Raw genomic sequence first — 13,020 nt, 5'->3', positions numbered from 1 at the left:
TGCGACTGACTCAACAATAAAAAGCATGTGGGAGCAAAACTGATGGCAACGCGCGAAACCGGCAATGTGAAGTGGTTCAACGATGCAAAGGGCTATGGCTTTATACAACGCGAGGACGGCAAGGATGTGTTTGTGCACTACCGCGCCATTCGCGGTGATGGTCACCGCTCACTGGCCGAGGGCCAGCAGGTGGAATACGCCGTGGTGACCGGCGAGAAGGGGTTGCAGGCGGAGGATGTGGTGGGGTTGTAACACAGACCACATCCGGCCTTGATAACCCAATCAACGGTGGGAGCTGGCTTGCCTGCGATTGCATCACTGCGGTCTGATTGACAGACCGAGGTGCCTGCATCGCAGGCAAGCCAGCTCCCACATTGATCGGGTTCGCAGGTTTAGATCAAGCCGTTTTCCAGGTGATCTGTTCTTCACCGTCCACGCTGATGCGAATCCAGGTGTCGGCGCTTTCCTCACCTTCTTCCTCCACCCAGGTACCCGGCGCACAACGCACTTCAACGTTGAGTGCGGCGAAGGCTGCGCGGGCGCAGGCGATGTCGTCGTGCCACGGGGTCTGGTCGCTTTCCAGGTACAGGCTGTTCCATTTGCCTACGGCCTTGGGCAGCCAGGTGACGGGCACGTTGCCGGCCTTGCACTTGTAGGTCTGGCCCTTCTGGACCCAGTCGGTGCACGGGCCCAGCGCGGCGCCCAGCCAGGCGGCGATGGCTTTGTGGTCGACGTCGGCGTCCTTCAGGTAAATCTCGATATCAGGTTGGCGCATGGATGTTCCTCGTTGCGGGATTCGAAAATCCATTCGCGGATGCTTAAAAGTCGGTTATTGAAGCACGAAATAATCGTAGCGCATCGACACCGTGACCTGCAGCGGCTCGGCGGCCTCGATCACCTCGGCGCGGCGCTCGGCACTCGCGCGCCAGCCGTGTGGTGTCATCGCCAGCAGGTTGGCGCGGTCATTGGGCTCGGCCAGGCTCAAGGTGAATTCCAGGGTTTCGCTGTGTGCCAGGCTCATGCCATCCGGCACCAGGGCCAGATGTTTGTCGTCGGTGTACTCGCGCACTTCGTCGTACAGGCGTTCGCGCAGTTCCATCAGGTGGCCGGCCGTCGGGCCGACTTTCATCAGACCGCCGCCAGGGCTGAGCAGACGCTTGGCCTCTTGCCAATCCAATGGGCTGAAAACGCTGGCGAGAAATTGGCAACTGCCCGAGGCCAGCGGTACGCGCGCCATGCTGGCAATCAACCAGGTCAGCGCCGGGTTGCGCTTGCACGCACGTTTGACCGCTTCCTTGGAGATGTCCAACGCATAGCCGTCGGCGTGGGGCAGGGCCTCGGCGATTTGCGCGGTGTAGTAACCCTCGCCACAACCGATGTCCACCCAGCGCTGCGGTGCGCGCTCAGCGGCCAGTTCAGCCAGGCGCTTGGCCACCGGGGCGTAGTGTCCGGCGTTGAGGAAGTCGCGGCGTGCCTCGACCATCGCGAGGTTATCGCCCGGGTCGCGGCTGTTTTTGTGCTGCACCGGCAACAGGTTCAGGTAACCCTGGCGCGCGCGGTCGAAACGGTGCCCGACCGGGCACGCCACGCCATTGTCCACCGCGTGGAGCGGTGCGCTGCAAATGGGGCAAGCGAGCATCAGGCGAGCAACTTGATCAGGGTCTGGTAATAGATTTCGGTCAGCACATCGAGGTCGCTGGCCAGAATGCGCTCGTTGACCTGATGGATTGTCGCGTTGACCGGGCCCAGTTCCACGACCTGAGTGCCGAGGGTGGCAATGAAGCGGCCATCGGAGGTGCCGCCGCTGGTGGAGGCTTTGGTTTCGCGCCCGGTGATCGCCTTGATGCTGGCCGACACCGCATCCAACAACGCGCCGGGTTCGGTGAGGAACGGCAGGCCCGACAGCGCCCACTCCACGTGCCAGTCCAGGCCATGCTTGTCGAGAATCGCCGCAACACGCTGTTGCAGGCCTTCGACGGTGGACTCGGTGGAGAAGCGGAAGTTGAACACCGCCGTCAGGTCACCGGGGATCACGTTGGTGGCGCCGGTGCCGGAATTGAGGTTGGAAATCTGGAAGCTGGTCGGCGGGAAGAAGGTGTTGCCGTCGTCCCAGTGCTCGGCGGCCAATTCGGCCAAGGCCGGGGCGGCGAGGTGGATCGGGTTCTTCGCCAGGTGCGGGTACGCCACGTGGCCTTGCACGCCGCGCACGGTCAGGGTGGCGCCGAGGGAGCCACGGCGGCCGTTCTTGACCACATCGCCCACCAGCGTGGTGCTCGACGGTTCGCCGACGATGCACCAGTCCAGGCGTTCCTTGCGGGCTGCCAGGCGTTCGATCACGGCTTTGGTGCCGTGGTGCGCCGGGCCTTCTTCATCGCTGGTGATCAGGAAGGCGACCGAGCCTTTGTGGTCCGGGTAGTCGCTGACGAAACGTTCGCAGGCCACCAGCATGGCGGCCAGGCTGCCTTTCATGTCTGCCGCGCCACGGCCGCAGAGCATGCCGTTTTCGTCGATCAGCGCGTCGAACGGGTCGTTCTGCCAGGCGCCCACCGGGCCGGTCGGTACCACGTCGGTGTGGCCGGCAAAGCACAGCACCGGGCCGTCGTGCTTGCCGTGGGTGGCCCAGAAGTTGTCCACATCTTCGATACGCATCGGCTCCAGCGCAAAGCCGGCGTCGCCCAGGCGCTGCATCATCAGCTTCTGGCAATCGGCGTCGATCGGCGTCACCGAGGGGCGACGGATCAGGTCGATAGCGAGTTGAAGGGTCGGCGAAAGGTCGGCATGGGCCGTCATGGGGGAACTCCGGAAGCGTGTTATGGGCGCAGGACGAATGTGGAATACACAACCTGAATGGGCGCAGATTCAATGTGGGAGCTGGCTTGCCGGCGATGCAGACGCCGCGGTCTGGCAGGTACGCCGCGGCGGTGCCATCGCAGGCAAGCCAGCTCCCACAGAAAGCAGGGCTAGGCCAAGTCTCACAAAACGGCCGTTATCTTATAGCAAAACGGCGGCCAAGGGCCGCCGTTTAGTGCATTGCGCAAGTTTTTACTCAGCCGTTACCGGCTCAACCTTCGGCGCAGGTTTTGGCAGCGACGAGAGGAACGCCATGATCAACGCCGCCACGTACGGCAGCGATTGCACCAGCAGCATCACCACCCAGAAGCGCATGTCATTGCTCGGCAGGCCCTGCACCAGGTAGATCCCCAGCGCCGCGCCCCACAACAGCAGCATGATGAACATTTCTTCGCGGGCCTCGGAGATCGCTACCCAGAAGCCGTGGTTATCCGCGTTTTTCGGGGTTCGAAAGAACGGAATACTGGTGGTGAAGAAGCCGTACAGCACCGCCTTGGCGATGGTGTGCGACAACGCCAGGCCGGCCAGCGCCGCGCAGAACGCATCTTTCAAGTTCACACCCACCGCACGGCGGTAGAGGAAAATGATCTTGCCCACTTTGAACACGAACAGCGCCAACGGCGGAATCGCGAAAATCAGCAGCGGCGGATCAACCCGCGTTGGCACGATGATCATCGCCGCCGACCACAACAGGGCGCCGACGGTGAAGAAGATGTTCATGCCGTCCGCCACCCACGGCAACCAGCCTGCGAGGAAGTGGTAGCGCTGGCCACGGGTCAGCTCAGTGCCCTTGCCGCGCAGCAGGCTGGCGGTGTGGCGCTTGATGATCTGAATCGCGCCGTAGGCCCAGCGGAAACGCTGCTTCTTGAAGTCGATAAAGGTATCGGGCATCAAGCCTTTGCCGTAGCTGTCGTGGTAATACGCCGCCGACAGGCCTTTCTCGAATACGCGCAGGCCCAGTTCGGCGTCTTCGCAGATGCACCAGTCAGCCCAGCCAAGTTCTTCGAGCACCGAGCGACGGGTCATGGTCATGGTGCCGTGCTGGATGATCGCGTCGCGGTCGTTACGGGTGACCATGCCGATATGGAAGAAGCCTTTGTATTCCGCATAGCAGAGCTTCTTGAAGGTGCTTTCGTTCTGGTCGCGGTAATCCTGCGGCGACTGCACCACGGCGATTTTCGGGTCGGCGAAGTGCGGCACCATGTGCTTGAGCCAGTTGGGCGATACGCAGTAGTCCGAGTCGATCACCGCGATCACTTCGGCGTCCTTGGCGGTGTGCGGGATCAGGTAGTTCAGCGCGCCGCCCTTGAAACCGGCCAGGGGCGAGACGTGGAAGAACTTGAAGCGCGGGCCGAGGGTTTCGCAGTAGTCGCGCACCGGTTCCCATACCGCCGGGTCCTTGGTGTTGTTGTCGATGATCAGGACTTCATAGTCCGGGTAATCGAGGGCGGCGAGGGCGTCGAGGGTCTGTTTGACCATCTCTGGCGGCTCGTTGTAGCACGGCACATGGATCGACACTTTCGGGCGGTAGTCCGAATCGCCTTCCACCGGCAGGAATTCACGCCGGCGCTTGTGGGTCCACACCGCTTCCGCCAGTTCGTGGGCTTCGGTCAGCAACACGATAAACACGCCGAGGGCGCCGAGTGCCAACAAGATCCCCACGGTCACGCTGAACCAGGTGCTGTATTGCTGGCTATAGTCGTAGCCGATCCACACCAGCACCGAACCGCACAGGAACGCGATAAAGGTCAGGAACGTACGGCCACGCTGGCGCAGGGCCGAGCCGTCGATCATCAGCAAGGTCAGCGACAGCAGCGCCAGCACCACCGAGCCGATGGCCAGCACGCGCCATTGCGGGATCGCGACCACCGGGCCTTCAAAGTTGAATTTCTGCTGGCGCGCGGCGTTGTACACGCCCCAATAGGCGCCGGCCGAGCCTTCGTCACTGACTTTCCACGGCTGGTCGAACGCCTCGATCACGAAGTAGTTGTAGCCCTGGCGGTTGAGCTTATTGACCAGCGTACGCAGGTAAATCGCCTGGTCGGCGGGCGAGGTTTCATTGCCCCCGCGCATACGGCCGTTACTCGGCCAGCCAACCTCCGACAGCAGCAGCGGCTTTTTCGGGAACAGTTTCTTCAGATCCCGGGCGCGGTCGAGTACGTATTGGCCGGCCTTGTCCATCGGAATAAATTCCCAGAACGGCAGGATGTGCGCCGCGATCAGGTCAACGTGCTTGGCCAGTTGCGGATTCTTTTCCCAAATGTGCCATTGCTCGGACGTCGTCACCGGCACTTTTACGGCGGCGCGTACGCGGTCGAGCAGCGCAATCAGCGCCTCTGGGGTGATTTCCTCACGGAACAACGCTTCGTTACCGACCACCACGCGTACGACGCTGCGTGAGCTGTTGGCCAGTTCGATGGCCCGCTGGATCTCGCGTTCGTTACGCGCAAGGTCCGGGCTGATCCAGATGCCCAGCGTCACGCGCAGGCCGAACTCTTCCGCCAGCTTGGGGATGTCGCCCAGGGTGCCGTCGACCGAGTAGGTACGGATGTTGTCCGTCAGCTTGCTCATGATCTCGAGGTCACGACGCATTTCTTCGTCGCTTGGGTACTGGTCTTTCTGCGGGAACTGGCCTTGCTGGAACGGCGAGTAGGAGAACCCGGAGATCTGTTCAGGCCAGTTGGGTGTGGTGACCGGGCGGTTGATCAGCGCCCAGAAACCGGTGAACAGCGCGGCAATTGCCAGCACCACCACCAGGTTGAGTCCAAATTTACGCGATGACATGGCTATTTCGGGTTCCAAAGGGTGTGGAACGAAAAGAGGTGTCGGCTTACGCCGAACGGCGCGCATCCTACACCGGCCTTTCCCCGAGCGTACAGCAGACAGAGAAAAGCCGGACGTTAGTCCGCGAATGTTCACCTAAGTTCTTTACTTGTAGCTGGAAGCTTCGAACTTGTCGCTGCGTAGTCCATAATGCGCGCCGGTTTTTGGGGTAATGGTCATGAGCACAGAAGATCCGCGGTTTGCAGGCGTCGCCCGCTTGTATGGCATTGAAGGCCTGGAACGCTTGAAAGCGGCCCATGTGGCGATCGTCGGCGTCGGCGGCGTAGGCTCGTGGGCGGCCGAAGCCATGGCCCGTTGCGGGGTGGGCGAGATTTCGCTGTTTGACCTGGACGACGTCTGCGTCAGCAACAGCAACCGCCAGTTGCACGCGCTGGACAGCACGGTGGGCAAGCCCAAGGTCGAGGTCATGGCCGAGCGCCTGCGCGCTATCAACCCCGATTGCACCGTGCATGCGGTGGCGGACTTCGTGACCCGCGACACCATGGCCGAGTACATCACGCCGAATATCGATTGCGTGATCGACTGCATCGACGCCGTCAACGCCAAGGCTGCGCTGATTGCCTGGTGCAAGCGCCGCAAGATCCAGATCATCACCACCGGCGGCGCCGGCGGGCAGATCGACCCGACGCTGATCCAGGTGTGCGACCTGAACCGCACCTTTAATGACCCACTGGCCTCGAAGGTGCGCTCCACGTTGCGCCGCGATTACGGTTTCTCCCGCACCGTGACCCGCCATTACAGCGTGCCGTGCGTGTTTTCCACCGAGCAGCTGCGCTATCCCAAGCCGGACGGCAGCATTTGTCTGCAAAAAAGTTTCGTTGGGGATGGGGTGAAGCTGGACTGCGCCGGCGGGTTTGGCGCGGTGATGATGGTGACGGCCACGTTCGGTATGGTGGCGGCGACCAAGGCGGTGGACAAGATTGTGGCTGGGGTGCGCAGGCCGTCGGAGCGGGTCAAGCCCACTTAACTCTCACCCTCGGCACACGCCTAAAGTGTGGGAGCTGGCTTGCCTGCGATAGCATCACCGCAGTCTGATTGATTGACCGAGGTGTCTGCATCGCAGGCAAGCCAGCTCCCACATTTAGTTTTGCGTATGGCTTAGTTCGCGCATGCGCTGCAGGACTGCATTGAGGCCATTACTGCGCGAAGGTGACAGCTGCCGGGACAGCCCCAGTTGACTGAACCAATCGGGCAGGTCAACGGCCTGCAACTGCGCCGCTGACAGCCCATTGACCCGCGCCAGCAGCAGCGCCACCAACCCGCGAATCATCCGCGCATCGCTGCTCGCGGCGAACTGCCAATGGCCGTTCTCAAGACGCCCCACCAACCACACCAGGCTCTCGCAGCCCTGCACCAGGTTGGCGTCGACTTTGTCCTCATCGGCCAAGGCTGGCAGGCGCTCGCCCCATTGCATCAGCATCCGCGCGCGCTGCTCCCAACTGCCGATCGCCTGAAAGGCGTGCAGGGCAGCGGCGGCTTCGGCCGGCAAGCTCATCGCAACATATCCAGCGCCTGGTCGAGGGCTTCAAAGAAGCGCTCCAGGTCATCGGAGTCGTTGTACAGCGCAAGGGACACGCGGATCGCCCCGGACAAGTGCATCGCCTTGAGCAACGGCATCGCGCAATGGTGGCCGGCGCGCACGGCGATGCCCTGTTCGGTCAGCAGGTGGGCGAGGTCGGCGTTGTGTATGCCTTCCACCACAAAGCTGGCCAAAGCTACGTGAGGCGATCCCAACACGCGGATGCCATTGCGTGCCTTGAGGCCGCGCAGCAGGTAGTCGTGCAGCGCCGCTTCATGGGCGACCACGGCGGTCGGGTCCAGTGAGCTCAGGTAATCCAGGCTGGCACCCAGGCCGATCACGCTGGCGATTGGTGGCGTACCCGCTTCAAAACCCAGCGGGGCAGGGCGGAAACTGGCGCTGTGGTAGTCCGCCTGTTGCACCATTTCGCCGCCAAACTGCCAGTGGCGCAGGTGATGCAGGGCTTCGTTGCGGCCAAACAGCACGCCGACGCCGTCCGGGCCGTACAGTTTGTGGCTGGAAAACACGTAGAAGTCGCACCCCAGCGCCTGCACGTCATGGCGGCCATGCACGATGCCCTGGGCGCCATCGACCACGGTCAGCGCGCCGTGTGCCCGCGCCATCGCCAGCAAGGCGTCCAAGGGCTGCCAGGTGCCAAGCACATTGGAAAGCTGGCTCACCGCCAGCACGCGCGTGCGCGGGCCGATCAATTCGCCTGCGGCATGCAGGTCAATCACGCCGTCGTCACCCAGTGGCAGCACCACCAGCGTGAGCGCGCGACGTTTGGCCAGTTGCTGCCAGGGCAGCAGGTTGGCGTGGTGTTCCAGGGCGCTGATAACAATTTCATCGCCCGCATTGAATAAGTGCTCAAGGCCATAGGCCAGGAGGTTCAGCGCAGAGGTTGCGCCGTGGGTAAAAATGATTTGCCCGCTGTCACCTGCGTTAAGCCACTGCGCGACCTTGCTGCGGCTGTCTTCAAACGCCTGGGTCGCATGGGCGCCCGGCAAATGTTGGGCACGGTGCACATTGGCTGCGCCATTGGCGTAGTAATGGCTGATGGCATCCAACAGGGCCTGGGGTTTTTGCGTGGTGGCGGCGTTGTCCAGGTAGGTCTGGTCTTGCCGTTGCAGGGTGGCGATGGCCGGAAAATCGGCGCGCCAGGGAGAGGGCACAAGCATGGTGTTCAAGACTCGTATAAGCGGGCCGACCCGGAGGCGCGACCCGCTAGTGGCATCGAGTGGCTGCTTAGTTGTGAGCGTGCAGCGCTTCGTTCAGTTCGATGGCCGATTTGTGGGTTTTGCACTCCACGGCACCGGTCTCGGAGTTACGGCGGAACAGCAGGTCCGGTTGGCCGGCCAGCTCGCGCGCCTTGACCACTTTGACCAGTTGGTTCTGCTCATCCAGCAGCGCGACCTTGGTGCCGGCGGTGACGTACAGGCCCGACTCCACGGTATTGCGGTCGCCCAACGGGATGCCGATACCGGCGTTGGCGCCGATCAGGCAGCCTTCGCCCACCTTGATCACGATGTTGCCGCCGCCCGACAGGGTGCCCATGGTGGAGCAACCGCCGCCCAGGTCCGAACCCTTGCCGACGAACACGCCAGCGGAGACGCGCCCTTCGATCATGCCCGGGCCTTCGGTGCCGGCGTTGAAGTTGACGAAGCCTTCGTGCATCACGGTGGTGCCTTCGCCCACATAGGCGCCCAGGCGGATACGCGCGGCATCAGCGATACGCACGCCGGCCGGGACCACGTAGTCGGTCATTTTCGGGAACTTGTCCACCGAGAACACTTCCAGCAGCTCGCCACGCAGGCGTGCTTCCAGTTGGCGTTCGGCCAGCTCATTGATGTCGATCGCGCCCTGGCTGGTCCACGCCACGTTCGGCAGTTGCGGGAACACACCGGCCAGGCTCAGGCCGTGTGGCTTGACCAGGCGATGGGACAGCAGGTGCAGCTTGAGGTAGGCCTCAGGCGTGGAGGTCAGTGCGGCGTCTTCGGCCAGCAGGGTGGCGACCAGCGGGGTGTGGCTTTCAGCCAGGCGGCTCAGCAGGGCAGCTTGGGCAGCGTCGACGCCTTTGAGCGCGTCAGCCATTTGCAGCGCCTGGGAGACGGTGAAGGTGATGGCCTGGTTGCCTTCGGTGTAGCCCAGGATCGGCGCAATGGCTGCGACGATGTCGGCCGACGGGTTGAGCAACGGTTGTGCGTAAAACACTTCCAGCCAAGCACCTTGGCGGTTCTGAGTGCCGACGCCGAAGCCCAGGCTGAACAGGGAATTGGACATGCTGTTACCTCTACAAAAATGGAAGGCTGGCCTACTTGAGGGCCGCCGAATAACTATCTGGCTTGAAGCCAATCAGGGTTCTGTCTCCGAGATCGAGCACCGGGCGCTTGATCATCGAGGGTTGTGCGAGCATCAATTCAATGGCTTTCGACTGATCGAGATCGGCTTTGCGTTCGTCTTCGAGTTTGCGAAAGGTGGTGCCCGCACGGTTCAAAACCACCTGCCAACCGTGCTCGTTGCACCATTGGGTCAAGTGTTCGCGGTCGATACCGGCCGTTTTGTAGTCGTGAAACTCATAGCTCACAGCGTGCTCATCGAGCCAGGTGCGCGCTTTTTTCATGGTGTCGCAGGCTTTGATGCCGAAAAGGTGCAACGTTTTGCTTGAAGCGGTCAAGGAATTGCCCCCCTTTGGACCAAGTAGAAACGAAAGGTCACGGATTATGCCATGACCAGCAGGTTTGGGTGCCGCTCGTCATGCTTGCTGATGGCGCAGTGCGACTTTTGTGCAAACGCCATGGCGCGGCATGGCCGCGTAACATGGCTGGTTAACATAGCCGAGTAATATGGCACTTCAACGGCCAGCTGTTGCCTGATGGATGTCGTTGCAAGTCGATTGTCCGGGAAACCCGCTTTATGCAAACCGCCTACACCGTTCTTATCCTGCTGATGCTGGTCAGCGTTTCGCGCCTGGTCGGGCGCATCATTCCTCTGCCGTTACCCCTGGTGCAGATCGCCGCCGGCGCTTTGCTGGCCTGGCCCACCCTGGGGCTGCATGTGGCGTTGGACCCTGAGTTGTTTCTGTTTCTGTTCCTGCCGCCGCTGTTGTTCTCCGATGGCTGGCGCATGCCCAAGCGCGAGCTCTGGCGATTGCGCGGCCCGATTCTGACGTTGGCGGTGGGGCTGGTGCTGTTCACCGTGGTGGGTGCTGGCTATTTCATTCATTGGATATTGCCGACGATCCCGTTGCCGGTGGCCTTCGCCCTGGCAGCGGTTTTATCGCCGACGGATGCCGTGGCGGTGTCGGCCATTGCCCAGAATCGTCTGCCCAAGCCGTTGATGCACATGCTTCAGGGCGAAGCGTTGATGAATGATGCCTCGGGCCTGGTGACCTTCAAGTTCGCCCTGGCGGCGGCGCTGACCGGCGTGTTCTCCCTGGCGGATGCCAGCCTGACCTTTGTGCTGGTCGCCGTGGGTGGTCTGGCGGTTGGCGTGGCACTGAGCTGGCTGGTCGGCCGTTTGCGCGCCTGGATGATCGCGCGCGGTTGGGATGACCCGGCCACGCATGTTGTGTTCATGTTGCTGTTGCCGTTTGCGGCCTATGTATTGGCGGAGCGCCTGGGCGCATCGGGCATTCTCTCGGCGGTGGCGGCGGGCATGATGCAAAGCTGGCTCGACCTGTTGCCGCGCCAGACCAGCACGCGCTTGCTTAACCGCAGTGTCTGGTCGCTGCTGGAGTTTGCCTTCAATGGCCTGATCTTCCTGCTGTTGGGCCTGCAACTGCCGGACATCATCAAGGCTGTGGTCAGCCACGAGACAACGTTGTGGCCCACCCTGCTGTATCGCTGCCTGGATGTGATTGCGATCTTTGTGGTGCTGGTGGTGTTGCGCTTTATCTGGGTGCAGAGCATCTGGCGCCTGTCGGGTTTACTGCGACGCCTGCGTGGCAAAAGCGAACTGACCCTGGTGCCGACCGCGCGCTCCTGCTGGCTATTGACGGTCGGCGGCGTACGCGGTGCGGTGACCCTGGCCGGTGTGATGTCGGTGCCCCTGCTGCTGGCGCCGGGCGAGGCCTTCCCTGAGCGGGACCTGCTGATTTTCATCGCTGCCGGGGTGATTCTGCTATCGCTGATCGCCGCTTGCATCGCGCTGCCGTTGCTGTTGCGCGGCATCGAGCAAAGTCCCGACGAAAAGCGTCATAACGAAGTGCGCGAGGCGTGGAAAAAGACCGCCGTGGCGGCGATCCATGCCCTTGAAGCGGAAGAACCCGCCGAAACCGAAACCTCGGACGCCGCCCAGGCCGCACTGGCCACTGAGCTCAAGGCGCGGCTGATGTCGGAATATCGCCATCAGTTGGAAGTGTTCAATGACTCCGCCGACGCCCAGGCGCTGGCGCTGCAGATGGACCAGCTGGAGCGCAAATTACGCCTCAAGGCCCTGCGAGCGCAGCGGTTGGAGTTGTACAGCTTGAGCCGTCATCACCAGATTGGTGATGACGTTTTGCGTGAAGTGCTGGCGGATCTGGACATGAGCGAGGCGAATCTGGGTCATGTGAAATGACCCATAAGTGTCAGCGGCGGCGCTGAATGAAGTCGCGAATGCGCTGGGCCGCTTCAACGCATTCCGCCAACGGTGCAACCAGCGCCATGCGCACGCGCCCGGCGCCTGGGTTGACGCCGTCCACGTCCCGGGACAGGTACGAACCTGGCACCACGGTCACGTGTTCTTCCACGAACAGGTCACGGCAGAACGCGGCGTCGTCGCCATTCACGTTCGGCCACAGGTAAAACCCGCCGTCCGGGCTTTGTACGTCCAGCACTGGCTTGAGAATGGCCAGCACGGCGTCAAACTTCTCGCGGTACAGGTCACGGTTGGCCAGCACGTGGGCTTCATCCTGCCAGGCCGCGATGCTCGCCCGTTGGGTTTGCACCGGCATCGCGCAGCCATGGTAGGTGCGGTACAGCAAAAAGGCCTTGAGGATGTCGGCATCACCGGCCACAAAGCCCGAGCGCAGGCCCGGCAGGTTGGAGCGCTTGGACAGGCTGTGGAAGACCACGCAGCGTTTGAAATCCTGACGGCCAAGCTCGACGCAGGCACTGAGCAGGCCGGGCGGCGGGGTTTGTTCGTCGAAATACAACTCGCTGTAGCACTCGTCGGCGGCGATGACGAAGTCGTACTCGTCGGCCAGGGCGATGAGCTTTTTCAGGGTATCGACCGGAATCAGTGCGCCGGTGGGGTTGCCCGGCGAGCACAGGAACAGGATCTGGCAGCGTTTCCAGATGTCCGGCGACACGGCGTCAAAATCCGGGTTGAAACCGTTGGCGTCCAGGCACGGCAGGTAATGCGGCTTGGCGCCGGCCAGGAACGCGGCGCCTTCGTAGATCTGGTAGAACGGGTTCGGGCTCACTACCAGCGCGTCGTCAGCGCGGTTGACCACGGTCTGGGTGAAGGCAAACAGCGCTTCACGGGTGCCGTTGACCGGCAGAATATTGCGCGCCGGGTCCAGCCAACCCTTGGGCACGTTGAAGCGGCGTTCGCACCAGGCGCCGATGGCCTCGCGCAATGCCGGAATGCCCAGCGTGGTCGGGTACACGGCCATCTGGTCGAGGTTGTCAGCCAGCGCCTTGGCAACGAATTCCGGCGATGTGTGCTTGGGCTCACCGATGGACAGCGCAATCGGGCGTTTGTCCGGGTTTGGCGTAACGCTGCCGAGCAGGGCGCGCAGTTTCTCGAACGGGTAGGGCTGCAGCTGGTTCAGGGCGTTGTTCATGTAAGCCTCTATTGCAATGGGCACGAACCCTGTGGGAGCT

At 62.4% G+C, this 13,020-nt stretch carries 12 protein-coding genes; 3 read left to right on the top strand and 9 right to left on the bottom strand.

What is annotated here, in order from left to right; translation table 11 throughout:
• Window positions 1–42 precede the first annotated feature (42 nt).
• Window positions 43–252 (top strand): cold-shock protein, encoded by a 210-nt coding sequence (locus NTD89_RS26060; protein WP_032891681.1) that lies wholly within the window; start codon window positions 43–45, stop codon window positions 250–252.
• 145 nt (window positions 253–397) lie between these two features.
• Here NTD89_RS26060 and NTD89_RS26055 read toward each other — a convergent pair whose 3' ends face one another.
• From NTD89_RS26055 to NTD89_RS26040, 4 genes are all read right to left on the bottom strand, one after another.
• Window positions 398–775 carry a hypothetical protein gene (locus NTD89_RS26055; protein ID WP_262210442.1) on the bottom strand — a complete coding sequence of 126 codons (378 nt, stop codon included), beginning with the start codon at window positions 773–775 and terminating at the stop codon, window positions 398–400.
• 54 nt (window positions 776–829) lie between these two features.
• Window positions 830–1,639, bottom strand: a complete 810-nt coding sequence (locus NTD89_RS26050) for a putative RNA methyltransferase (RefSeq protein ID WP_145161839.1) — start codon at window positions 1,637–1,639, stop codon at window positions 830–832.
• Window positions 1,639–2,790, bottom strand: coding sequence for a succinyl-diaminopimelate desuccinylase (dapE, locus tag NTD89_RS26045; RefSeq protein ID WP_262210441.1), 1,152 nt, complete (start codon window positions 2,788–2,790; stop codon window positions 1,639–1,641). Before dapE ends, NTD89_RS26050 begins: the two co-directional genes overlap by 1 nt.
• Window positions 2,791–3,042: 252 nt before the next feature.
• A complete protein-coding gene (locus NTD89_RS26040; protein WP_145161845.1) occupies window positions 3,043–5,634 on the bottom strand; it encodes a glycosyltransferase in 2,592 nt (863 codons plus the stop codon).
• 217 nt (window positions 5,635–5,851) lie between these two features.
• Here NTD89_RS26040 and tcdA point away from each other — a divergent pair, with 217 nt between their 5' ends.
• Window positions 5,852–6,661 carry a tRNA cyclic N6-threonylcarbamoyladenosine(37) synthase TcdA gene (gene tcdA, locus NTD89_RS26035; RefSeq protein ID WP_046036662.1) on the top strand — a complete coding sequence of 270 codons (810 nt, stop codon included), beginning with the start codon at window positions 5,852–5,854 and terminating at the stop codon, window positions 6,659–6,661.
• Window positions 6,662–6,775: 114 nt separating this feature from the next.
• On the opposite strand, the gene NTD89_RS26030 is transcribed toward tcdA, so the two are convergent.
• The 4 genes from NTD89_RS26030 to NTD89_RS26015 all read right to left on the bottom strand — a co-directional run bounded on the left by NTD89_RS26030 (window position 6,776) and on the right by NTD89_RS26015 (window position 9,833).
• A complete protein-coding gene (locus NTD89_RS26030; protein WP_262210440.1) occupies window positions 6,776–7,189 on the bottom strand; it encodes a SufE family protein in 414 nt (137 codons plus the stop codon).
• Complete coding sequence (locus NTD89_RS26025; RefSeq protein ID WP_262210439.1) at window positions 7,186–8,391, bottom strand: aminotransferase class V-fold PLP-dependent enzyme; 1,206 nt, start codon at window positions 8,389–8,391, stop codon at window positions 7,186–7,188. The genes NTD89_RS26030 and NTD89_RS26025 overlap by 4 nt, the downstream gene beginning before the upstream one ends.
• Window positions 8,392–8,458: 67 nt before the next feature.
• Window positions 8,459–9,493, bottom strand: a complete 1,035-nt coding sequence (gene dapD / locus NTD89_RS26020; RefSeq protein WP_145161856.1) for a 2,3,4,5-tetrahydropyridine-2,6-dicarboxylate N-succinyltransferase — start codon at window positions 9,491–9,493, stop codon at window positions 8,459–8,461.
• A gap of 31 nt (window positions 9,494–9,524) precedes the next feature.
• Complete coding sequence (locus NTD89_RS26015; RefSeq protein ID WP_231982825.1) at window positions 9,525–9,833, bottom strand: arsenate reductase; 309 nt, start codon at window positions 9,831–9,833, stop codon at window positions 9,525–9,527.
• Window positions 9,834–10,126: 293 nt separating this feature from the next.
• On the opposite strand from NTD89_RS26015, the gene NTD89_RS26010 reads away from it, so the two are divergent.
• Window positions 10,127–11,770, top strand: a complete 1,644-nt coding sequence (locus NTD89_RS26010; RefSeq protein ID WP_262210438.1) for a Na+/H+ antiporter — start codon at window positions 10,127–10,129, stop codon at window positions 11,768–11,770.
• A 10-nt stretch (window positions 11,771–11,780) separates the two neighbouring features.
• On the opposite strand, the gene dapC is transcribed toward NTD89_RS26010, so the two are convergent.
• Window positions 11,781–12,980, bottom strand: a complete 1,200-nt coding sequence (dapC, locus tag NTD89_RS26005; RefSeq protein WP_145161862.1) for a succinyldiaminopimelate transaminase — start codon at window positions 12,978–12,980, stop codon at window positions 11,781–11,783.
• Window positions 12,981–13,020: the final 40 nt, after the last annotated feature.

Origin of the sequence: Pseudomonas sp. 14P_5.3_Bac1 (assembly GCF_025466135.1) — a bacterium.
GTDB lineage: Bacteria > Pseudomonadota > Gammaproteobacteria > Pseudomonadales > Pseudomonadaceae > Aquipseudomonas.
Note: the sequence above shows the minus strand (reverse complement) of the source record. Positions and strands in the feature narration are given on the sequence as shown.